The sequence below is a fragment of the Phycisphaeraceae bacterium genome, assembly GCA_040222855.1.
Lineage (GTDB): Bacteria > Planctomycetota > Phycisphaerae > Phycisphaerales > Phycisphaeraceae > Mucisphaera.
The window spans coordinates 206,249-228,244 of the sequence record JAVKCD010000003.1 but is presented as its reverse complement, the minus strand read 5'-3'; the positions used below and the strand labels follow the sequence as shown (position 1 = coordinate 228,244).

The window sequence follows — 21,996 nt, the reverse complement described above, 5'->3', positions numbered from 1 at the left end:
CCTTTGCCCCTCAACCACGCCCAGGAGTCCCGCGTGGCCGAACCATCCAACAACGCCGTCGCCGAGTTCCGCAAAGTCGAGAAGCTCTACAACATGGGCACCGCCGCCCCGATCGTTCGCGCCCTCCGAGGCGTCGACCTCATGATCCCTCGCGGCCAGTACGTCGCCATCATGGGCCCCTCGGGATCGGGCAAGAGCACCCTGATGAACATCCTCGGCTGCCTCGACCGGCCCACCCATGGCGACTACTTCATCGATGGCGTCAACGTCGCCGGTCTCACCGATGAAGACCTCTCCCGCGTCCGCGGCGAACGCCTCGGCTTCGTCTTCCAGAACTTCAACCTCATCACCCAGCTCACCATCGAGGACAACGTCCAGGTCCCCCTCTTCTACTCAGGCGTAGCTCCCGCCCTCCGACGCCAACGCTCCGAACAGGCCCTCGAACGAGTCGGCCTCGCCGACCGCGTCGGACACCGACCCACTGAACTCTCTGGCGGGCAGCAGCAGCGCGTCGCCATCGCTCGAGCCCTGGTCAACGAGCCCAGCCTTCTCCTCGCCGACGAACCCACCGGCAATCTCGACTCCTCCACCGGCCAGGCCATCCTCGACATGTTCGATCACCTCCACCGCCAGGGCCTCACCATCGTCATGGTCACCCACGATGAAGCCGTCGCCGAGCGATGCCAACGCATCGTCCGCGTCCTCGATGGCCTCATCGACTCAGATCAACTCGTGAATCTCAACCAGCCTCAGCCCGCCTGATCCGACGCCCGCAGCATCCGCGCCGCCCCTGACACATAAGCCCATCCCGAGACCAGCGTGATGATCGCCATCGCGATCAGCAGGCCATCCCGCACCACAAAAAACCAGCCCGGCGACACCCCCTCCGGATCCAGCCCCATCCCCAGCATCGCCCACGGAATAGCCACCGACTGCAGGATCATCTTCCACTTGCCTGACCACCGCGCTGAAAAGTCTCCGCCACTCGATTCCACCACACCCCGCAACCCCGTGACCAGCAACTCGCGAATCAGCAGGACCGCCAGCATCCACGCCGTCACCCCGGTGTCATAGCTCGAACTCGCCGCCAGATACCCCGCCGTCGCCAGGATCAGCAGTTTATCCGCCAGCGGGTCCACGATCCGCCCAAACCGACTCACCACATCCCACCGCCGCGCCAGATACCCATCCAGCGCGTCAGTCAGCGCCGCCACCACAAACAAACCCAGCGCCACCCAAACCCAAAGAGAGTGGGAGGGGCGCTCAGCCAGCTCCAGACAACCGAGCACACCCACTGTCATCACCAGGCGCATCGCGGTCAGCAGGTTCGGGATCTCGGCTCGCTTCATCGGTTGATCCTCGCCTTATCCCGCCGCCGACGCCAGCAGACGCTTCGCCGCGCTCATCCCCGCGAGCCGACCGGACGCCCACGCCCACTGGAAGTTGTACCCCCCGATCCGCCCATCGACGTTCAGGATCTCCCCGCACAGGCTCAGCCCGCCGCACCGCCGCGACGCCATCGACTTGAGGTCCACTTCCTCCAGCGGAACCCCGCCCGCCGTCACCTCAGCAAACAGATACCCGCGATCACGCACCACCGGCACCACCAACCGCGTGAGCGCATGCGCCAGCGCGTGCCGGTGCTCCCGGGTCAGCCGATGCACCTCGGTCGCCATCGGAACGTCCGCCATCCGCTCGACAAGAGCCCGCGCCAGCCGCTCCGGCAGCCTGCCCCGGAGCAGCCCGGTCAGCCTAAGCGAACGCATCCGCTGCCCCTGCTCAAGCAGCCACCGGTCCGCCTCATCAAACCCCGCCCCGTCCATGAAGTTGATCGTCAGCACCGCCGCCGGGTCCTCCATCCGATGAGCCGTCAGGTGACGGCTGAGGTTCATCGGGATCGGCCCGCTGAGCCCGAAGTGTGTCAGCAGCACCGCCCCGTGCTCGCGCTCAACGATCTTGCCCGTCGATCGCTCGATCCGCACGTCCGCATCGACCGTCAGCCCCGACAACTCGGTCAGCCAGTGCCCCTCCTCGACCACCAGCGGGACCAGCGCCGGCCACGTCGCTGTCACGCTGTGCCCCAGCGACTTCACCAACTCATACCCTTTCCCATCCGATCCGGTCTTGGGCAGGCTCTTGCCACCCGTCGCCAACACGACCTCCCGCGCCCGGTACTCACCCTCTGACGTCGAGATCACCATTACATCGCCCTCTCGCCGGATCAACTCGACCCGCGCCCCGGTCACGATCTCCACGCCGCACGCGGAACAAGCTCCCAGCAGCGCATCAAGCACCGTCTGCGCCTTGTCCGTGACCGGGAACAGCTTGCCGGTCTCCTCTCGCTTGAGTTCAACCCCCAACTCACGAAAGAAATCAACCGTCTGCTCGACGGTGAACGACTTGAGCACCTTCCCGATCCGGTTCGCCGAATCCCCCGCGTAGTCCTTCGTCGTCACCACGTCATGCGTGACATTGCACCGCCCGCCACCCGCGACCAAGATCTTCGCCCCCAGCTTCCTCGCACCATCCAACGCAACCACGCGGAGCTTCCCGTCCCCGGTGCGTCCCGCCGCGATCGCGGCCATCAGCCCCGCTGCACCCGCACCGATCACCGCCAGATCATGGTCGCGCCTCGGCTGCAAGAAAGTCCCGTCGATCGTGTGGCTACTTGAACTTGTCCAGATTCAGGTCGCCCAGGCCCATGCCCATCGCCGCTGACTTACCCAGCCCGCTCTTGAGTGACCCGCTGTGCTGCTTCTTGACCTTGCCCAGGTTGCGAGGCTGGTGCTGGTCTTCTGCCTTGGTCGAGAGCTTCTCGACCTGTTTGATCGACAGCTTGATCCGACGCTCGCCCTCGTGCAGCTCGATCACGCGGAACTGGCGCTTGTCGCCGACCTTAACCACATCCTCGACGCTGCCCACCCGACGGTCCGACAGCTCCGAGATGTGCACCAGGCCCTCGATACCTTCTTCCAGCTCGACGAACGCACCGAAGTCGGTTGTGCTCAGCACCGTGCCCTCGACGACCGCGTTCTGCGGGTACTTGAGGGTCACCCCTTCCCACGGGTCGCCGCCCGCCGCCTTCAGGCTCAGCGACATCCGCTGCCGCGCCGGGTCGATACTGATGACCGAGAGCTTGATCATGTCGCCAACACGCACGACCTCGTCCGCGTTGTGCACCCGCTTCCAGCTCATCTCGCTGATCGGCAGCAGCGCCTCTACGCCCTCCTCGACCTCAACAAAGGCCCCGAAGTTCGCCGTGCGCGTGACCCGGCCGGTGACCTGCTCACCCACCTGATACCGCTCGCCGAGCCCCTCCCACGGATCGGGCTGGATCTGCTTGAGCCCCAGGCTGATCCGCAGCCCCTTCTCGCCGTCCTGGATCTTGAGAACCTTAACCTTGACCGTGTCACCAACCTTGACCACCTCGTTGGGCTTGTCCACATGGCCATAGGTCATATCCGAGACGTGCAGCAAGCCATCAACCCCGCCCAGATCAACAAACGCGCCGAACTGCGCGATGTTCGAGACCTTGCCCTCGCGGACCTGATCCACTTCAAGCTCGGCCAGCAGCTTCTGCTTGGCCGCCTCGCGCTTCTGCTGGAGATACTGCCGACGGCTTAGCAGCACCTTCTTCGACTTGCGATCGATCTCCTGGACGATCGCTTCGATCTTCTCGCCGACGAAGGTTTCGAGATCGTCGACATGGTGAAGATCGACCTGGCTCGCTGGCATGAATGCGCGGATCCCGCCCACCATCTCCAGCTCGAGCCCGCCCTTGTTGGTCGAGGTGACCCGCGCCTCCACCGCGGAGCCCCTGGCCAGTTGCTCCCAAGTCGCACGGCTGACCGCGCCCTCGCGTGACAGGTAGATCAGCCCCTCGGCCTCATCCACCCGGTCCACGACGAAGTCCATCACCGAGCCGAGTCGCGGGGCGCGCTCGAACTGCGTGAGCGGGACTAGACCCTGCATCTTGCCCATCTCGCCGACCAACTCGACGAACACGTCGTCCCCGCGGATCGCGGCGATGCGACCCCGCCGGACCTCGTGATGCACCGCCTCCGGCTCCTGCTTCGCGCTGCCGGCTTCACTCTCAGCCAGCGAGGCCTCGAGCATCGCGTCGATGTCGCTGTCCGCCATCTCAGGCGCTAGCTCATCGGGCGCGTCGGTCGGGACCGACTCCGCTGCGGGGGATTCTGGGATGGGATTCGACACCGGCTCCGAGGAATCCTCGGGGTTCTCCGGCGTCGAGCCGCTGAGCTGCTCGTTCACGGGGTAGACACTCCTGACAAACCGTCTCCGGGACCTGTTGCCCAAACGCCTAGATTAATCGTCACGGCCAACACTCGCTAGCCGAGACACGATAAATCCAGATTTCTAACTCTCACCCCCCGCTGGAGGGCGACCGCGTGGCAGCTTCTCGGGCTCCGCGTGCGTCGCGGAATAACCAGCCCAGGCGCGCTCCAGTCCGGCTTCGTCCATCGGTTCGACACCCGATGGCAGGGGGGTCGCCCGCATTGGCAGAACTTGGGGAGATCGTCCCAAGGCAAATGCAACTTCCCCCAGACCCCCATCCTCCCCCTCGTCGCCATCCACCTCGCCGATCACGGCCATCCCGTACTCCGTCGCGGTCGGGATGGCCCGATACCACGCGGATTGATCCTTCAGCGTGAACCGAGTGATGAGAAAGCGGCCTGCGGTGTTCATCGCCAGCCATTCGGTGTCGTTCGCCGTGTCGCCGACAAACCCGATCGCCCCGATCTTACCCGCGGCCCTTCCATCAACCAGCGGCTGGAGCAACCCCCCGCCTTTGAGGTCGCGAATCTCATCCACGGACAGGGCCACCAGGTCCAGCCGCTGACGCCCGAGCGCTTCGCGCCAGCGATCGAGACCGGCGGAGAGGTACCGCGCGAAGGAGGGCTCCTCCACGATCACCAATACCGGTGAATCCTGAATGACGCCAGCCAGCGCAGCCGCCGACTCGGGGGTCTCGCCGCGCCGTTCATCGAAGACGACCAGACTCGGGCATCGCGTCACCAGCCTGGGGTCTTGGCGCAGGGTCTGAGCAGACCAGGCGCACCAGCCCACCACTACGCCTGTCTCGCCCAGGGCTCGTGTTGTCCATTGGATGGTCATGGCGTCGATCGACTCAGGTGAGGGTGACCCCGGACACAAAAACGCAGCGGCCGGTCGACCCAGTCTCCAGCGTAGTCAATCCCGATCCGCGGCGTCCGCACGACCTGATCGTCGGTGACCTTCTGCGCCGTTTCGAGCCAGAGACGATCCGAGGTGACCAGGTCTTCGGCGTTGAGCGAGCGGTCAATTGCCATCGCCGCGCAGAGCTTGGCCGGACCCGAGCAGAGGTCCGTGTCGCGCTTGGCTTTGGGGCGGCGCTCCCGCATAGCTTCCAACCCCTTGCTCGGTTCCAGTGCCCGCACGAGCACGGCTTCGGGCTGATCGATTCGCTGGGCGACGATGTTGAAGCAGTGGTGCATGCCGTAGGTGAAGTAGACGTAACCCAGCCCGCCGTCGCCCCACATGGCTTCGTTGCGTGGTGTTCTGCGCCCGCCGAAGGTGTGCGCAGCCTGATCTTGAATGCCCAGATAGGCCTCGACCTCGATGATGACCCCGCTCAGCCTTGTGCCATCTTTGAGGCGTCGGACCATCCGGCATCCCAAGAGGGTCCGCGCGAGTTCGTCTGCGGGTCGTCGGTAGAACCGTCGGCCGAGTCGCTTAGGCATAGCTGTGCAGGCCGGCGAGGAGCATGTTGACGCCCCAGTAGCACCAGAGCATCACGAGGAAGCCCAGAACGCTGAGCCATGCGGTGACCAGTCCGCGATCCTTCACGCCAAAGCGGGCGTGGATGGCGATCAGATAGATGATCCAGGTGATGAGCGCCCAGGTTTCCTTGGGGTCCCACGCCCACCAGCGGCCCCAAGCGTGGTCGGCCCAGTAGGCCCCCAGGAGGATGCCGACGCCCAGGAGCCAGAAGGCGAGTTGGAGGACCATCAACTGGGCACGATCGAGATCGCGCAGGAGTCCTTGCCGGCCCTTGCTCGGTGTCCCGTCGCCAGAGCTCCCGGATGACCCGCCCGCCATGTCGACGGCGCCGATGCCGGCCGCGGCCATGCGCAGGGAGGCCTCGCCCTTGAGGTAGTGTGCTGCCAGGTAGAAGAGGCTGACGAAGAAGCCCAGGGCGATCAGGCCGTAGCTGATGAGGACGATGTTGACGTGGATGTAGAGGATCCGACTGGTCGCGAGGATGCCGGCGACCTTGCCGGGCTCAGCGGAGGGGATATCGAAGGTGTTGGCGACCATCAGGGCTGCGGCCCCGAGGGCGGCAGCGGCGGCACCGAAGAGCCAGGCGCGGTTGAACCACATAAACAGCAGGCCGACGAGGACGGCGAACCAGGTCACGGCGATGAACGACTCGAACTGGTTGTGGATCGGCCAGCGGCCGGTCAGGGCGATGCGGGCGAGGATGCCGAGGGTGTGGACGACAAACCCGATCCCGCCGAGCACGGCTCCGCCTGCGATCAGCCAGGGGCGGCCGGTGGCGAAGGCCAGGAGGAGCATCACCGCGCCGAGGAGGTAGCCGATGTAGCCGATGGTGAAGCGCGAGGTGGCGTTGTAGAGGTACTCGACGTCGAGCTTCCACTGGGCGGGGTAGGTTTCGGGGAGCACCAGGGGGATCTGGTAGGTGAGTGCGCCGATGACCTCGTTGACGGTCGCGACGTCGCCGATGCGCCAGTTGTCGCCGAGCTGTCGCCAGAGATCGGCGACGAGCATTGCGCGTGCGGTGGTGGCGTCATCGGCGAGTTGTTCGCCGTGGACCATGGCGTCGAGGACATCGAGGGGGCGGTGCCATTTGTTGTCTGCGGGCAGTGGGCTGATGACCTTGAGTCGATCGTCGATGTCTTCAAGAGCGGAGAGTCCGTCCCAGACTTGGCTGAGGCCTTTTTGCAGGCGTAGATCGCTGCCGCGGCCGGAGAGGATGGCGATGACGGGTGGGCTGGTGATCAACTCGGGCGACAGGCGGGCCCTTCTGAGCCAGGATTCCTGGTCGTCTGCTGGGAGGTGGGCGACCATCTGCCGGCGGAGCGGGAGAACCTCGACGTGGACCAGTGGGAGCGCCTGGTAGGTTGTGCGCATGAAAAGAAGGTCGAGATACGTGAAGACGGCGTCTTCGTAGCCGGTTTCGGGGTGTTTATAGCGGGTTTTCCCGTAGATTCGTTCGAGTTGTTCGCGGGCGAGGGTGTCGATGATTTTCATGCGTCCGCCATCGAAGACGGCGAGTCGGCGGAAGCCATCGAGGTTGAGGGCCTCTGAGAAGGCTTTTCGTTCTTCGGCGGTGCGTGAACGGGGTTCCATGTCGAGCCAGTCTTCTAGATCGTGGCCGTGGCCGGTGTGGTCGTCGGCGTCGAGCATGGCTGGCGGGGCCGTCGGCATGGTGTCGGGAAGTGCGTTTCCATCGACGTTTGGACGCACTTGCGCGCCTAACTCGCCAATCAAAAGCGTCCAAGACACCAAAATCGTCAACCAGATGTGCGCACGGTTCATCGATCACTGCTTCCCGCTGAGATCAGCTCGGGCTCGTTTTGGTTCGTGACATCCCCGGTCTTGGGGTCGTTTTTTGTTTGCTGCTGTGCGAGTTCCTGTTGGATCTGGCGTTTGCGTCGCTGGAGCAGCCAAGGTTTGACGTAAAACGCCCAAGGCACGCCGGCGACGATGAGGCAGGCGCCGACGAAGACGATCTGGATGCCGACGTTGTTGCCGACGCCGATGATGGAGAAGCGTTGTTGGTTGATGAATCGTCCGTTCTCGTCACGGGCTTCGATGGCGGGGTCGGTCTGGTCGCCGGGGTCCCACCCGACCTGGCTGAGTTTGAGTTTGCCTTTGACGATACCGGCACCGGGGCTGTGGACGATGGCGGGGTTATTGAGGCTGGGGCGGTAGACCCGGGGGACTTCGGCGGGGACGCCGTCTTCGGGATGGAGTCGGCTGATGAGCAGGTCGGAGGAGAAGTCGCGGGGGACGGGTGGGTAGGTGTCGGGGTAGGGGTCCATCTGGAACTCGGCGAGTCCGATGATGAAGGGCAGGCGGTGGCGTTCGCGGGCGAAGATCATGGTGATGGGGCCGATGCCTGGGACCGTGATGGTTTCGGGGCGGTTCTTGCCGGAGGGATGTCGGGGGTATCGCATGTGATGGAGCATCACGATGCGTTCCCAAGGTTCTTCGCCTTCGATTTGCTTGGTGACTTCGACGAGCATGAGGGATGCGGTGTAGCCGCCGATGTCTTTGGGATCGCGTTGTGGTCGGGGTTTGATGGCGGGTTGGCGGACCTTGGCGGCTGTCTGGCTGGCTCCGAGCATGTGGACCCAGAGTTGGCGGCTGATGGGGAATCGGTCTTCGCCGAGGGCAGCGCGGAGGGGGGCGGAGCGTGGGAGGTTGGCGATCAGCTCGACGGGTTTGTCGGGCTGATCGGGTGACCAGACGAGGTGGAACTGGGGTTTGCTGCGGTCGAGGTAGGTCAGGCGGATGGCGGGGTCGGGATCACGGCGTTGTCCGAGAGGGCCAGCGTTGGGGTCATCGGGCTGTGGGACGAAGTCCTGAGATCGTTCGGGGAAGCGGCTCATCGCGAGGCGGCGGAACATCTCGTTGCCTTGTTCGACGCGGACGACGGCGCGGGTGTCGGTGGCTTGCTCGTAGCCGGGGGTGACGAAGGGCAGACCGTAGGGGCCGATCTCTTCGATGGTCAGTTGGTATCCGGTTGATCCTGCGGTGATGGTTTGGCCGGGTTCGATGGGGAAGACCTGGCGGTATCCGGTTGCGGGGACTTCGACAATCAGGCCGTGTTCGCCGGGGACTTCGGTGAGGAGTTGTGATGCACGTTGTTCGGAGAGGTCGGTGAGCAGTTCGATGTCGGCGTGGTGGGTTTCGACGTAGCGTTCGCCGGGCACTGCGCTTGCGAGCATGAGGAGTTGCTCGGGCTGGAGGGTGTTCTGATTGGGGGTCTCACGTCCGGCGAGGGCGAGTCGCATGACGGGGCTGGTGGCGAGGATTTCGGCGCCGGGGGCGTCGGTGGGTTCGAGCGCCCAGGTTTCTTCGATTTCGGCATCGGGGAGGAAGCCGATGATGCGGAGGCTGAGTCCCTCGGGGATGAGGGGTTCGAGTTTGGTGCGATCGCTGATGGGGATGTCGAGTGTGCCTGCGGGGTAGTCGTTGTAGCGGGGCAACTCGGGGAGCGGGACCATGGCTTGGCCGCGGTTGGGGAGGAGGACGTAGAAGGCGGGGTTTACGGCGTCGTAGAAGACGTTCTCGTAGCCGTCTTCGATGTCTTGCCTGAACAGGAGGAGGTCGCCTTCGACTTTGAAGGTGCTGTAGAGGATGGATCCGAGGGTGAGGGTGACGATGCCGGTGTGGACGGTGAGGACGCCGATGTTCTCGAACTTGAACTCGATCCTGCGGATGGTCGCCCAGATCATGTTGACGACGAAAAGCATGAGGATGAGCTGCATGGGCCACCAGCTGTAGAACTGCAGCTCGGTCATTTCGAGCCCGGGTAGCTGGTAGATGATGACTTTGCCGTAGTAGCGCCAGGCGTCGGTATGGGTGGCCCAGTCGAAGGCCTGGAAGCAGCCGAGGTAGGTGATCCATGTGCCTGCGATGGCGATGAGAATCCAGCCGAGGACGGCGATTGATTTGGGCATGCGACCCTGGATGAGTGCCCAGGGGAGGCCGAGTGCGCCGAAGACGCCGAGGCCGATGAGTGCGTAGGCGGCCCCGAGGGCGAGGAAGCCGACGGGGACGGAGGCGATGGTGCCGTAGAGGGCGACGAGGGTGAGGAGGCAGACGGCGAGTCGGATGGAGCTGAAGGCACGCGTGAGCCATCTCACCGGCGTAGGCAGGGTGAGATCATGCTGCTTGACACGTTGGTATTTCAGGCTCACGGGCGTCTGGTGGCCGGGATGGCCGATGAGGGTTAGGTAGGGTTGGACACTATAGCCCTGATCGGCCCGGATGCGTCGGGCTTTGCAGCCTTGGGAACCGAGATGAGTCTGCTCCTTAAACTGACACTGATTGCTGGCGCGGGCGCTGCGGGAGCGGTGGCGCGGTATGGGTTGACGCACGCGACGGGTTGGGTCTTGCGGCCGTGGACGCCTGATGGCTGGGTGTGGGGGACGCTGGCGGTGAACACGCTTGGGTGTTTGTTGTTCGGGGTGGTCTGGGCGGCGACGGAGGGGAAATGGCCTGGGGCGGTTGAGGTCAGGTATGCGGTCCTGGTGGGCTTTTTGGGTTCTTTCACGACGTTTTCGACGTTTGCGTTCGAGGCGGTGGGGCTTGGCGTCAACCAGCGGCCGTTGCTGGCGGCGGTTCATGTTGCGGCTCACGTCGGGCTCGGGGTCGCTGGCGTGGCTGGCGGGCTGTGGCTCGGGGCGCGGTTGCTGGCGTCGTCTCAGGCTTAAGTCAGGACACGAGCGTCTTTTGCATGGATTTTCGTCGTGGTTGGGCTTACCCAAACGGCTGCAGAAGACTAGGATATTGCTCTTATAGATTGTGTGACCTCGACCTAACGCCTCGGCCCTGCTCGGGAGACCCCCAGACATGAGTTCCGCTGATCAGGCGGCCGCCCCCGCCGCCAAGCCTTCCGAACGCCTGACTTCTGCGGTCATCCGCTTCGCCGGTGACTCCGGCGATGGGATGCAGCTTGCGGGAACCCAGTTCACTGATACGTCCGCGTTGTTTGGCAACGATGTTGCGACGCTGCCTGACTTCCCGGCGGAGATTCGTGCTCCTGCGGGGACGGTCGCGGGTGTCTCGGGTTTCCAGATCAACTTTGCGTCTGAGGACATTCACACGCCAGGGGATGCGGTCAACGCGCTGATCGCGATGAATCCGGCGGCGCTCAAGGCGCATCTTTGTGATGTGGAGCCAGGCGGTCTTGTGGTGGTCAACGAGTCGGAGTTCGACAAGGTTGGTCTGCGCAAGGCGAAGTACCCCGAGGGGTACAACCCGTTGGACGATGAGCAGATCAACACCAGTTATCAGTTGCTGCGTGTGCCGATCACGCGGCTCAACAGCGAGGCACTGACTGAGTCGGGGATGGGTGCTAAGGACATTGGCCGCTGCAAGAACATGTACGCGCTCGGGATTGTGTACTGGCTCTACGGTCGTCCGCTGGATACGACGATTCAGTTTCTTGAGAACTATTTCATCAAGAAAAAGAACAAGCCGGAGGTGGCGCAGGCAAACATTGCGGCGCTGAAGTCTGGTTATTACTTTGGCGAGACGGCGGAGATTTTCCCGACGCGGTATGAGATTTCTCGGGCGGAGATCGCGCCGGGAACGTACCGGAAGATCACGGGGAACGATGCGTTGGCGATGGGGTTGGTGGCGGCATCGCAGCTCTCGGGCAAGGAGCTTGTTTACTGCTCGTATCCGATTACGCCAGCGAGTTCGATTCTGCACAGTCTTTCGGCGCAGAAGCACTACGGCATCAAGACGTTTCAGGCGGAGGACGAGATCGCGGCGTGTTGTGCGGCGATCGGTGTTTCGTTTGCGGGGCGGATTGGAGTGACCGGCACGTCGGGTCCCGGTCTGGCGCTGAAGGCGGAGGCGATGGGGTTGGCGGCGATTACGGAGTTGCCGTTGGTGGTGATTAACGTCCAGCGTGGCGGGCCGTCGACGGGGTTGCCGACCAAGACCGAGCAGGCGGACCTGCTGCAGGCGATGTATGGGCGGAACTCGGACTGCCCGGTGGTGATTCTCGCGCCCTCGACGCCCGGTGACTGTTTTGAGATCGGGATTGAGGCAGTGCGGATTGCTCTGACGCACATGACGCCGGTGGTGATCCTGACGGATGGTTATCTGGCTAACGGTGCGGAGCCGTGGCCGATCCCTGATGTGGATGCGATCGAGCCGATCGAGGTCAAGCACGCTACGGACCCGGAGACGTACCAGCCTTATGAGCGGAACGAGGACAGTGTTCGGCCGTGGGCGATCCCTGGGACGCCGGGAACGGAGCATCGGATCGGTGGGCTGGAGAAGCAGCACATCACGGGGAATGTGTCGTATGACTACGAGAATCATCAGCTGATGACGCTGCTGCGGCACGAGAAGATCAATAAGATCGCGGACCACATTCCGCCACTGGAGCCGTATGGCGACGCGGACGCGGAGCTGTTGGTGCTCGGCTGGGGCGGGCCGTGCGGGACGATTTATACGGCTGTTGAGCGGGCTCGCGCGGAGGGGCGGAAGGTGGCGGGTGCTCACCTGCGTCATATCAGCCCGATGCCACGGAACCTGGCGACGGTTTTGTCTCGGTACCCGCGGGTGCTGATCCCCGAGATCAACATGGGTCAGTTGCGGTCGATGATCCGCGCGAAGTTCCTGATCGACGCCCGTGGCATCAACAAGGTGCAGGGTCGCCCGTTCCTGGTTCAGGAGGTTTCGATGGCCATTGAGAAGATGCTCGATGGTTCGTGGGGTGACGCGGAGATGTACATGCCGCGTGGTGGCCAGTTGATCCTGCCTGAGCCCTGGAACGACTAATCTCTCAAGTTTCGACGCCTTGAAAGCGACTTTACGATGATCTCACCGAATACCAAAGACACGCCGCTTGCTGTGCTGAAGGCTAAGGATTTTGCGTCCGATCAGGATGTGCGTTGGTGCCCGGGTTGCGGGGACTACGCCATTTTGAAGCAGACACAGAAGGTGCTCGCTGACCTGGCGGCACGTCGTGAGAACACGGTGTTTGTCGCGGGCATCGGATGCTCGTCGCGGTTTCCGTATTACATGAGTACCTACGGGTTCCACACCATTCATGGGCGTGGTCCGGCGATCGCTTCGGGTGTGAAGATCGCGAACCCCGAACTGGATGTGTGGCTGGTGACGGGTGATGGTGATGGTTTGTCGATTGGCGGGAATCACCTGATGCACGTGCTGCGGCGGAACCTTGATCTCAACATCATGCTGTTTAACAACCGGATTTACGGGTTGACGAAGGGTCAGTATTCGCCGACGTCGGAGACGGGTAAGAAGACGCCGTCGACGCCGTTGGGTTCGCTGGATCGGCCGTTGGCCCCGCTTTCGATTGCGTTGGCGGCGGAGGCGACGTTTGTGGCTCGGTCGGTGGATATCGACAAGAATCTCACGGATGTTCTGACGGCTGCGGCGAAGCATCACGGGACGTCGTTTGTGGAGATCTACCAGGACTGCAACGTGTTTAATCACGAGGCGTTCGCGCATGCGACGGGGCGCAAGGGACTGGAGAAGGAAGAGAACCTGCTGCGACTCGAGGCGGGGAAGCCGATGGTGTTTGGCAAGAATCGGGATCGTGGGATTCGGATGAGCGGGACGAAACTTGAGGTCGTTGAGCTGGTTGATGGGGTGACCGAGGATGATCTGCTGGTTCACGACCCGACGGATCGGAACCTGGCCTTCATGCTGGCGCGGATGAGCTACCCGGAGTTCCCGGAGGCGGTGGGTGTGCTCTTTGAATCCGAGTGCGCGACGTACGAGGACCTGGTGACGCAGCAAGTCGAGATGGCGAAGGCGAAGCGGCCGAACGCGACGCTTAGGGACCTGCTCCACGCGGGCGAGACCTTCACCGTCGAACCCTAACCCCCCCCCACCCCCCGCATTGGCCGAGGGGTTTGTTTGCAGCCTTCAGGATGTTTGAACGATGACGAAGCATGCTGATGGCTACGCGGTGGTTGTGATCGGGGGTGGTCATGCGGGGGCTGAGGCGGCGTGGGCGGCGGCGAATCTGTTGCGGGGTGAGTTTGAGGATTCGGCGGGGGTGCGGGGTCGGGTGGCGCTGGTGACGATTGATCCGGCGAAGACGGGGGTGATGTCGTGTAACCCGGCGATTGGTGGGTTGGCTAAGGGGCAGATTGTTCGGGAGATTGATGCGTTGGGCGGCTTGATGCCGTTGGCTGCGGACGCGACGGGGATCCAGTTCCGGGTTCTGAATCAGTCCAAGGGGCCTGCGGTTCGGGGTCCGCGGTGTCAGTCGGACAAGTACGCTTACGCGCGGGAGGTTCAGCGGCTGCTGGGGACGCGGGCGAATCTTGAGACGGTGGTTGGGACGGTTGAGGAACTGGTGGTTGAGGATGGGCGGTGTGTTGGTGTTCGGCTGGCGGGTGATGGTGAGACGAGGCACCTTCGCGCCGAAGCGGTGGTGCTGACGACCGGGACGTTCATGCGGGGGCTGATGCACACGGGTGACAGTCAGACGGCGGGCGGACGGGTGGGGGAAGCGCCGGCGGTGGGGATCTCGGCGACGCTGGCGGGGCTGGGTTTTGAGTTGGCTCGATTGAAGACGGGGACCCCGCCTCGGTTGCGTGGGGCGACGATTGATTTTTCGGGGCTTGAGCGTCAGCCGGGGGATGTGTCGCCGGAGCCGTTTTCGGAGCTGACGGGGCATCCGCTGGCGGGTCGGCTTGGGCTAGCGGGAGAGCCTGCTTATGAGCGAGTGGCGGGGCGGTTTCCGGTGATCGAGCAGCGGGACTGCTGGATCACGCACACGACGGCGGCGATTCATGAGGCGATCCGTGCGAATCTTGATCGGGCGCCGATGTACAACGGGCAGATCGAGACGGCTGGCCCGCGGTACTGTCCGTCGATCGAGGACAAGGTGGTTCGGTTTGCTGACCGGTCGTCGCATCATGTGTTTCTGGAGCCGGAGTCGCTGGAGACGGACGAGATTTACTGCAACGGGATTTCGACCTCGCTGCCGGCGGATGTTCAGGAGCTGATGGTTCGGGGGCTGCCGGGTTGTGAGCGGGCGGAGATTCTGCGTCACGGCTATGCGGTGGAGTACGACATGGTTCCGCCGCATCAGATTGATGCGACGACGATGACCAAGCGTCTGCCGGGGTTGTTTCTGGCCGGCCAGATCAATGGGACATCGGGTTACGAGGAGGCGGCGGGCCAGGGCTTGCTGGCGGGGTTGAACGCTGTGCGATTTGGTCGCGGTGATGACCTGGTGCGGCTGGGGCGTGAGCAGGCGTACATCGGGGTGCTGATGGATGACCTGGTCACGAAGACGCCTCGGGAGCCGTACCGGATGTTTACGTCGCGGGCGGAGCACCGGTTGCTGCTGCGGGCGGACAACGCGTGGGATCGACTGGCCCAGCACGCGGAGGCGTGGGGCCTGCTGGATAGGGCGCATCGTGAGGTGTGGCGTCTGCGGCGGGAGGCGCTTGATCGGCTCCACCAGCTCACGGCGACGGTGAAGGTTGACGAGGTGATGCTTGGGCACTGGTTCAAGCGGCCGCAGGTCACGCAGGCCGAGGCGGCGGAGCGCGTCGGGGTGGTTGATGGTGACCCGATGCTCACCCACGGGCCGATTCTCTCGGCCACGCTGGCCGCGGCGCGGTATGACGGTTACATCAGCCGGCAGCAGCGGGAGGTCGAGCGGCTGCGTGCTGATGAGCATTGCGAGTTGCCGACGGACCTTGATTACACGGGCGTTTCGGGGCTTCGGACCGAGGCGGCGCTTGCACTCAATAAGTTCCTGCCTGCGACGCTTGGTCAGGCCTCGCGGATCGAGGGTGTTAATCCTTCGGATCTGATGCTGGTGCGTGTCGCGCTGGCCAGGGCTACGCCTCGTCAGGCGTCCTGAGCAACCCTGAACGGCCACGAAACCCTATAGTCTTCCCCATGCCAAAGCTCCCCAGTCAGAAATGTTTGGTCGTCATTTTCGGTGCCTCTGGCGACCTCACGAAGCGTAAGCTGATCCCGGCCCTGTACACGCTGTGGAAGAACGGCACGCTGCCTGAGAACTTCGGTGTCGTGGGCATTGCTCGGACGAAGTACGGCGATCAGGACTACCGAGACGAGTTGTACGACTTTGATCCGAAGGCGTATGACGGCGATCGCGCGAGGTACGACGAGTTTGCGCAGCGCGTTCACTATGTCTCGGGTGATTCGACCCGCAGTGAAGACTGGCCTGACATTGAGAAGCAGTTGTGCGGGCTGGCTCAGGAGCACGGCACAGGCGACAACATCCTGTTTTATCTCTCGCTGGCCCCGCAGTTTTTCGAGCCGGTGATCAAGAACATCGGGCGTTCGGGTCTTGTTGCGGAGGGTCGGCGGTATTGTTCGCTGGGGGCGGACAAGCCGTGGCAGCGGATTGTGATCGAGAAGCCGTTTGGCTCCGATCCGAAGACGGCGGCGAGCCTGAATCAGGCGCTGGCGGAGGTGTTTGATGAGTCGGTGATCTACCGGATCGATCATTACCTGGGCAAAGAGCTGGTGCAGAACATGCTGGTGCTGCGGTTTGCCAACTCGCTGTTCGAGCCGATCTGGAACCAGCAGTATGTCGATCATGTGCAGATCACCGCGTCGGAGACGGTTGGCGTGGAGGGTCGTGGGTCGTACTACGACTCGCCGGCGGGTGGGGCGATGCGGGATATGGTTCAGAGTCACCTGCTGCAGGTGCTGTCGGTGGTGGCGATGGAGCCGCCTGTGTCGCTGGATGCTGAGGACATCCGGACGGAGAAGATCAAGATTTTCAAGGCGCTGCGGGTTCCCAAGGAGAGTGATGTGCCCCACCTCGCTGTGCGTGGTCAGTACGGGGCGGGCGCTGTGAACGGCAAGCCGATCCCGGCTTACCGTGACGAGGAGGGGACCGCGGGTGATTCGCAGACGGACACGTTCGCGGCGATGCGTTTTAATGTTGATACATGGCGTTGGGGCGGGGTACCGTTCTACCTGCGTTCGGGCAAGGCGATGGCGCGGAAGCAGACGGAGATCGCGATCTATCTGAAGCCGACGCCTCATGTTCTGTTTCGTGAGCAGGCGCGGAAGATGAAGGCGAATCAGATCCTGATCTCGATCCAGCCCAATGAGGGAATTCGTCTGCGTTTTGAGGGCAAAGTGCCGGGTTTGGGGTTGCAGATCAAGGATGTGGTGATGGATTTCGACTACGTGAAGCAGTGGGAGGCGTCCCCGCCTGATGGTTATGCAACGCTGCTGCACGACTGCATCCGTGGCGACCAGACTTTGTTTAAGCATCGTGATGAGATCGAGTGTGCCTGGGATGCGGTGCAGCCGGTGATCGATTACTGGCAGAACAACCCTCAGGACGACCTGCCGAACTACAACGCGGGGACATGGGGGCCGTCGGCGGCGGACATCATGATGGCCAAGGATGGCCGCTACTGGCACAACCTTTAATCCTGATAACCCCTTTGAGTTCGGAGTTGCCCGTGACTGTCCCCGCCTTGACTCTGCCCGGTTCGATCTGTGTCGCCCCTGATGTTGAAGACCTGTTCGAGCAACTCGGCCGTGCGGTGCTGAGCAGTGCGACGCGGGCGGTTGAGGAGCGTGGTGTGTTTCACATGGCGTTGTCCGGCGGGGGGACGCCTGAGCCGTTTTATGTGCGGTTGATGACGGACCCGCTGTTTCGCGGGCTGCCGTGGGAGCGGACGCATCTGTGGATCGTTGATGAGCGGCGGGTGCCGTTTCATGATGAGAAGAGCAACTGGAAGATGATCCGCGAGGCGCTGGCGGATCACGTACCGATGAAGGCGCGGCAGAAGCACCCGATGCCGGTGATGGATCAGGACCCGGCGGGGGCTTATGAGGCTGAACTCGCGGAGGTTTTTGATCTCAAGGGTGGGTCCGTCCCGTCGAACTCGATCCCGCGGCTGGACTTTGTGCTGCTGGGCATGGGCGGGGATGCGCATACGGCGTCGCTGTTTCCGGAGACCGAGGCGATCGATGCGGATGATCGGTGGATCGTGGTGAATGCGGGGCCGAAGGTGACCCCGCCTGATCGGGTGACGATGACGTTTCCGCTGATCAACGCGGCGCGGGAGATCGCGCCGCTGCTGGTGGGTGCGGGCAAGGCGGAGAAGCTGCGGGCGATCGCGGACCTGCTGGCGACGGGAGAGACTGATCGGAGGAACCTGCCGATCACGGGGATCGATCCTGAGCGATTTGCGCCGGATCATCTGGAAGGTGAGCCGGGGAATCTGACGTGGTTTCTGGATCGTGCTGCGGCGGGGCGGTGATCAGGATCACATAGTCAGCCAGCGACTTCTGCCAGGAGGGCGGCGTGGGTTTGGGTGCCGAGGCGGAAGCGGTTGATGCCGAAGTGTTCGTTGGGTGAGTGGATGGCGTCGGTTTCGAGGCCGAAGCCCAGGAGGACGGCGTCGAGTCCGAGGAGGCGTTTGAAGTCGGCGACGACGGGGATGGTGGCGCCTTCGCGGACGAGGGCGGGTGGGTTGCCGGTGGTTTTGATGACGGCGCGGGAGGCGGCTTCGATGAAGGGTGAGTCGGTGGGGGTCGCGACGGAGCCGGCTTTGCTCAGGCACTGGATGTCCCAGGTGCAGGGGCCGACATCGCGGGCGCGGAGCCAGTCTTCGAACTGGCGGGCGACCTTGGCGGGGTTCATGGCGGCGGGGATGCGGAAGCTGACTTTGGCGCCAGCAACGGCGGGGAGGACGGTCTTAGCGCCCTCGCCGATGTAGCCGCTTTTGAGGCCGTTGATGTCGCAGCTGGGGCGAGCCCAGCGACGGGTGAGGGTGTCGAGGCCTTTTTCGCCGTATGCGGCTCCGCCGATGGCTCCGAAGTAGTCGTCTTCTTTGAAGTCGAGCTTAGCCCAGGCGGCTTTTTCCTCGGGGGTGACCTCGGCGACGTCGTCGTAGAAGCCGGGGATGTTGATGCGGTTGTCGTCGTCAAAGAGCTGGCCGAGGACGCGGGTGAGGATGTTGGCGGGGTTGGCGGTGGTTCCGCCGTAGACGCCGGAGTGGAGATCGACTTTGGGGCCCTGGAGTTTGAGGTCGAAGTAGACGAGTCCGCGGAGGGCGGTGCAGATGGCGGGGAGTCCGGGCTTCCACATGCTGGTGTCGGAGATGAGGACGACGTCGCCGGCCAGGCGGTTTTTTTCGCGTTCGAGGAAGGCGGGGAGGTTTTTGCTGCCGTGCTCTTCTTCGCCTTCGATGAGGACGGTGATGGGTCCGGGGAGTTTCTGGCCGGCATCGTGGTAGGCGCGGAGGGCTTCTAGGAACATCATGACCTGGCCTTTGTCGTCGCATGCACCTCGGGCGAAGACGGCGGGTCCGTCGCGGCCATCGCGGATGACGGGTTCGAAGGCGGGGCTCTTCCAGAGGTCGAGGGGATCGGGTGGCTGGACGTCGTAGTGGCCGTAGAAGATGACGCGAGGGGCGGTGGGTTTGGCAACGAGGTCGTCGGGGGCTTTGGCGACGACGGCGGGGTGTCCGCCGGTTTCGAGGACTTCGGCGGTGAGGCCGGAGCCGCGGAGGTGGTCGGCGACCCAGTCGGCGGCGCGGCGGCAGTCGGGGGCGTGAGCAGGGTCGGTGCTTACGGAGGGGATGCGGAGGAGGTCCATCAGGCGGTTAAGGGCGTCGTCCTGGTTTTGAGTCGCCTGAGTCAGCACGGTGTCGATCATTGGGTCGTTGCCTTGGTTGGAAGGGGTTGAGGGGTGGAAGCAGATTGGTTGAGTTAGTCTTGATTGGAGGGGTCGGGATTAACCTCGATGACGCCTTTGTTATCGCGGACCTGGAGGAGGCGGACGGGGTCATCGTTGGGGTCGTCGATGTTGGCGCCGTTACGGAGGTTGAAGGTGTAGGCGTGGTAAGGGCAGGTGAGGACGAGTCCGTTTCGTTCGCCCTGGTCGAGGGGTAGTCCGGCGTGGGGGCAGGTGTTTTCGATGGCGATGAGCTTGCCTTCGACGCGAAAGACGCAGACGGGGGTGTCGCCGGCGTGGGCGGCGATCTGGCAGCCTTCGGGGAAGTCGTTGGCGGGTCCGAGTGGCGTCCAGTTGGCCATTGGGGTCATCCTCCGTAGGATCGAGGGTGTGAGCCGACCGCTGACAACGTCATCAACTGATCAACCCGGTGTGCGGGAGCAGTGTACGCGCTACCTGCCGGTGGTTCGTGGGCTGGCGCAGCGTGCGATCGGGATGGCGGTTGATGCTTCGCCACATGCGGCGCGGGCACGGGCGGGTGAAGTGGTACGGTCGCTGGTGGATTTGCTGCCGGTGGCGCGGAAGTTGTTGGGTCTTGAGGGGGAGACGGGGTTTGAGGTTGGTGATGGGGGGGTGACGCGATGGACGGATGGATTGGGGCATCATCGACCGGCGTATGGGTATCTGGCGGGGTACCTGATGCGGCGGGCGGGGTTGGTGGCTGGCGAGGTGTGCGCGCCGGGTGGTGTGCGCGCAGGTGCGGAGGCGGAGATTCATGGGTTGTGGGTGCGCACGATGGGGGCGCAGTGGCGGGATGGGGCGTTTGGGCGGGTTGGTGATTTACGCCTTGACGGGGTGGGTGAGCCGATGTTTGCGCAGGGTGCAGATGACTCGCCGGATGAGTGGACGTATCGGGAGTTGCTGGGCTTGCATGGGTTGGTGGCGCTGGGTCGGGTGACGGGGGATCGGGGGATACTGGAGCGGGCGGGTCGGGTGGCGGTTTATCACGTTGGTCACACGCAGCCGGACTACACGACGTATCAGCCTTGGGGTTTGGCGTGGTTTTTGCGGTGGCCGGCGACGGTGACGTTTGGTGAGCAGCAGTTGCATGATGTGACGACGCATCTGGCGATTGAGGGTGGTGCGGGGGCGTTGGTGCCTGCGTTGTTGCTGGCGGATGCTTGTCTGGATCTGGAAGCGGACTGTGGTGGAGGGTCGAGCTGATGCGTGGTGTTTTGTCTGGTGTTTTGCTTGGTTTATTGATGTCCGGGGTGGTGTGGGCGCAGGTGTTGGAGGTTGTGGAGCCTACTGTCGCGGAGGAGGCGCAAGAGGTTGTTGAGGAGCGGGATCGGGTGGGTGAGTTGCGTGACCTGGTGGCGGGGGCGTTGCCGCGGCTTCGTGAGGCGGGGACCCCGCCTGGGGATCTGCTGGCGTTGGCGGGGCGTGCGGAGCGCCTGGCGGATGTGCTGCGGGAGCCTGAGGATCGTTTGATGGCGGAGACGCTGCGTGCGGCGGCCTATTATCGCTTGGCGCGTCAGGCGGTTGAGCGTGATCTGGCTTCGGTGGCGGGGTTCAGGTTGGCTCAGGTGCGTGGTGTGGCGGGTCGGATGGAGACGCTGGATACGGCGGAGGCGGATCATCTGGCGTCGGTTTGGCGGTTGCTGGCGGAGTTGGGGGAGTCGGAGGCTGCGGGTGATCCGAGGGGTGATCGGCTGGCCTCGTTGCTGCTTTATCTGTCGGAATCGGTTGATACGGCGCGCACGAACGCAGTTAACCAGGTGTTAAACAGCTTTGAAACGCAGGTGTTTGTGCGCACGGTGGCGTTGCAGCTTGAGCAGGGGAATGGTCGCGCGGCGGCTGCGTTGGCGGGGCCTTTGATTGCGCGTGGTGCGACGGACCCGACGTTGGCGGGTGCGGTGATGATTCGGTCGCGGCTGGACCAGGCGGCGTCGCCGGTGTTGCGGCGGGCGTTGGAGATGCGGACGCCGAGTGATGGGTCACGGGTTCACGCGGCGGTGTTCTGGCCTTGGGGGCGGGCGTTGGATGCGGGGGCGTTGGCGGCGCTCGAGCGGTTGCGGGCAGTGCGGGGGATGTTGCCGATTGAGGTTCGGGTTGTGGTGGTGGGTGGCGTGGTGCGGCCGGCGGAGTTGGTGGGTTGGGATGGTGCTCAGGGTTGGGTGTCGGGTGAGGAGGTGTTGTCGCTGGAGGCTGCTGGGGTGGCGCGGGTGCCGGCTTATGTGGTGGTGGATGAGCGGGGGATTTTGTCAGCGATCGGGACGGGACCTGAGACGCTGGAGCGTGCGGCGATGCTGGCGGGGGTGTTGCCGGTGGAGGAGGGGGAGGGGGCGTCGGAAGGTTTGGATTTTCAGGGGGTTGCGCCTGAGTTGGGTTCGGGTGGGTCGGTTGATGCCGGGGGTGAGGGGGGTTTGGGGGGGGTGATTGGTTCAGGCGGCGGGGACGGACCGATTGAAGAATCTGAGGGACTATTCGTGCTCCCGGTTGCGGAATAAAAGACCGATTGGTATTTTAGAAGATGACCTTTGGTTTCATAGTCG

The 21,996-nt window shown here is 63.7% G+C and carries 18 protein-coding genes; 9 read left to right on the top strand and 9 right to left on the bottom strand.

Annotation, left to right across the window (positions count from 1 at the left end; translation table 11 throughout):
• The first annotated feature begins 33 nt into the window (after window positions 1–33).
• Window positions 34–762 carry an ABC transporter ATP-binding protein gene (locus RIG82_00940; GenBank protein ID MEQ9459503.1) on the top strand — a complete coding sequence of 243 codons (729 nt, stop codon included), beginning with the start codon at window positions 34–36 and terminating at the stop codon, window positions 760–762.
• Here the strand turns inward: RIG82_00940 and pgsA are convergent.
• From pgsA to RIG82_00905, 7 genes are all read right to left on the bottom strand, one after another.
• Window positions 750–1,349: a CDP-diacylglycerol--glycerol-3-phosphate 3-phosphatidyltransferase gene (gene pgsA, locus RIG82_00935; protein MEQ9459502.1), complete on the bottom strand. Its 600-nt coding sequence runs from the start codon at window positions 1,347–1,349 to the stop codon at window positions 750–752. The two genes, RIG82_00940 and pgsA, sit on opposite strands and share 13 nt — an antisense overlap.
• Before the next feature lie 15 nt (window positions 1,350–1,364).
• Window positions 1,365–2,642 (bottom strand): aminoacetone oxidase family FAD-binding enzyme, encoded by a 1,278-nt coding sequence (locus RIG82_00930; GenBank protein ID MEQ9459501.1) that lies wholly within the window; start codon window positions 2,640–2,642, stop codon window positions 1,365–1,367.
• A 22-nt stretch (window positions 2,643–2,664) separates the two neighbouring features.
• Entirely contained in the window at window positions 2,665–4,272 is a 1,608-nt protein-coding gene (locus RIG82_00925) for a S1 RNA-binding domain-containing protein (GenBank protein ID MEQ9459500.1), read from the bottom strand.
• 105 nt (window positions 4,273–4,377) lie between these two features.
• Window positions 4,378–5,136 carry a hypothetical protein gene (locus tag RIG82_00920; protein MEQ9459499.1) on the bottom strand — a complete coding sequence of 253 codons (759 nt, stop codon included), beginning with the start codon at window positions 5,134–5,136 and terminating at the stop codon, window positions 4,378–4,380.
• Window positions 5,133–5,741: a DNA-3-methyladenine glycosylase gene (locus RIG82_00915; GenBank protein MEQ9459498.1), complete on the bottom strand. Its 609-nt coding sequence runs from the start codon at window positions 5,739–5,741 to the stop codon at window positions 5,133–5,135. Before RIG82_00915 ends, RIG82_00920 begins: the two co-directional genes overlap by 4 nt.
• The gene (gene ccsA, locus RIG82_00910) at window positions 5,734–7,560 is read right to left on the bottom strand and encodes a cytochrome c biogenesis protein CcsA (GenBank protein MEQ9459497.1); all 1,827 of its coding nucleotides are present in this window, start codon (window positions 7,558–7,560) and stop codon (window positions 5,734–5,736) included. Before ccsA ends, RIG82_00915 begins: the two co-directional genes overlap by 8 nt.
• Entirely contained in the window at window positions 7,557–9,950 is a 2,394-nt protein-coding gene (locus tag RIG82_00905) for a hypothetical protein (GenBank protein MEQ9459496.1), read from the bottom strand. Before RIG82_00905 ends, ccsA begins: the two co-directional genes overlap by 4 nt.
• Window positions 9,951–10,052: 102 nt before the next feature.
• Here RIG82_00905 and RIG82_00900 point away from each other — a divergent pair, with 102 nt between their 5' ends.
• From RIG82_00900 to pgl, 6 genes are all read left to right on the top strand, one after another.
• Window positions 10,053–10,466 carry a CrcB family protein gene (locus tag RIG82_00900; GenBank protein ID MEQ9459495.1) on the top strand — a complete coding sequence of 138 codons (414 nt, stop codon included), beginning with the start codon at window positions 10,053–10,055 and terminating at the stop codon, window positions 10,464–10,466.
• Between the two features lie 139 nt (window positions 10,467–10,605).
• Window positions 10,606–12,552 (top strand): 2-oxoacid:acceptor oxidoreductase subunit alpha, encoded by a 1,947-nt coding sequence (locus tag RIG82_00895; protein ID MEQ9459494.1) that lies wholly within the window; start codon window positions 10,606–10,608, stop codon window positions 12,550–12,552.
• A 36-nt stretch (window positions 12,553–12,588) separates the two neighbouring features.
• Entirely contained in the window at window positions 12,589–13,623 is a 1,035-nt protein-coding gene (locus RIG82_00890; protein ID MEQ9459493.1) for a 2-oxoacid:ferredoxin oxidoreductase subunit beta, read from the top strand.
• A 61-nt stretch (window positions 13,624–13,684) separates the two neighbouring features.
• Window positions 13,685–15,628: a tRNA uridine-5-carboxymethylaminomethyl(34) synthesis enzyme MnmG gene (gene mnmG, locus RIG82_00885; protein MEQ9459492.1), complete on the top strand. Its 1,944-nt coding sequence runs from the start codon at window positions 13,685–13,687 to the stop codon at window positions 15,626–15,628.
• 38 nt (window positions 15,629–15,666) lie between these two features.
• On the top strand, window positions 15,667–17,184 hold the full coding sequence (gene zwf, locus RIG82_00880; protein ID MEQ9459491.1) for a glucose-6-phosphate dehydrogenase: 1,518 nt from the start codon (window positions 15,667–15,669) through the stop codon (window positions 17,182–17,184).
• A gap of 32 nt (window positions 17,185–17,216) precedes the next feature.
• Window positions 17,217–18,023 carry a 6-phosphogluconolactonase gene (pgl, locus tag RIG82_00875; protein MEQ9459490.1) on the top strand — a complete coding sequence of 269 codons (807 nt, stop codon included), beginning with the start codon at window positions 17,217–17,219 and terminating at the stop codon, window positions 18,021–18,023.
• 14 nt (window positions 18,024–18,037) lie between these two features.
• Here the strand turns inward: pgl and RIG82_00870 are convergent, their stop codons facing one another.
• Together RIG82_00870 and RIG82_00865 are read right to left on the bottom strand one after the other, a co-directional pair.
• A complete protein-coding gene (locus tag RIG82_00870; GenBank protein MEQ9459489.1) occupies window positions 18,038–19,423 on the bottom strand; it encodes a M20/M25/M40 family metallo-hydrolase in 1,386 nt (461 codons plus the stop codon).
• 53 nt (window positions 19,424–19,476) lie between these two features.
• Entirely contained in the window at window positions 19,477–19,812 is a 336-nt protein-coding gene (locus RIG82_00865) for a Rieske (2Fe-2S) protein (GenBank protein MEQ9459488.1), read from the bottom strand.
• A gap of 61 nt (window positions 19,813–19,873) precedes the next feature.
• On the opposite strand from RIG82_00865, the gene RIG82_00860 reads away from it, so the two are divergent.
• Together RIG82_00860 and RIG82_00855 are read left to right on the top strand one after the other, a co-directional pair.
• The gene (locus RIG82_00860) at window positions 19,874–20,665 is read left to right on the top strand and encodes a hypothetical protein (GenBank protein MEQ9459487.1); all 792 of its coding nucleotides are present in this window, start codon (window positions 19,874–19,876) and stop codon (window positions 20,663–20,665) included.
• Window positions 20,665–21,951 (top strand): hypothetical protein, encoded by a 1,287-nt coding sequence (locus RIG82_00855; protein ID MEQ9459486.1) that lies wholly within the window; start codon window positions 20,665–20,667, stop codon window positions 21,949–21,951. The genes RIG82_00860 and RIG82_00855 overlap by 1 nt, the downstream gene beginning before the upstream one ends.
• Window positions 21,952–21,996: the final 45 nt, after the last annotated feature.

Excerpts from the sequence above, each read along its gene's own strand:
- pgsA (MEQ9459502.1), bottom strand. The coding sequence starts at position 1,349 with ATGAAGCGAGCCGAGATCCCGAACCTGCTGACCGCGATGCGCCTGGTG.
- RIG82_00920 (MEQ9459499.1), bottom strand. The coding sequence starts at position 5,136 with ATGACCATCCAATGGACAACACGAGCCCTGGGCGAGACAGGCGTAGTG.
- RIG82_00915 (MEQ9459498.1), bottom strand. The coding sequence starts at position 5,741 with ATGCCTAAGCGACTCGGCCGACGGTTCTACCGACGACCCGCAGACGAA.
- ccsA (MEQ9459497.1), bottom strand. The coding sequence starts at position 7,560 with ATGAACCGTGCGCACATCTGGTTGACGATTTTGGTGTCTTGGACGCTT.
- RIG82_00900 (MEQ9459495.1), top strand. The coding sequence starts at position 10,053 with ATGAGTCTGCTCCTTAAACTGACACTGATTGCTGGCGCGGGCGCTGCG.
- RIG82_00895 (MEQ9459494.1), top strand. The coding sequence starts at position 10,606 with ATGAGTTCCGCTGATCAGGCGGCCGCCCCCGCCGCCAAGCCTTCCGAA.
- RIG82_00890 (MEQ9459493.1), top strand. The coding sequence starts at position 12,589 with ATGATCTCACCGAATACCAAAGACACGCCGCTTGCTGTGCTGAAGGCT.
- mnmG (MEQ9459492.1), top strand. The coding sequence starts at position 13,685 with ATGACGAAGCATGCTGATGGCTACGCGGTGGTTGTGATCGGGGGTGGT.
- zwf (MEQ9459491.1), top strand. The coding sequence starts at position 15,667 with ATGCCAAAGCTCCCCAGTCAGAAATGTTTGGTCGTCATTTTCGGTGCC.
- RIG82_00870 (MEQ9459489.1), bottom strand. The coding sequence starts at position 19,423 with ATGATCGACACCGTGCTGACTCAGGCGACTCAAAACCAGGACGACGCC.
- RIG82_00865 (MEQ9459488.1), bottom strand. The coding sequence starts at position 19,812 with ATGACCCCAATGGCCAACTGGACGCCACTCGGACCCGCCAACGACTTC.
- RIG82_00855 (MEQ9459486.1), top strand. The coding sequence starts at position 20,665 with ATGCGTGGTGTTTTGTCTGGTGTTTTGCTTGGTTTATTGATGTCCGGG.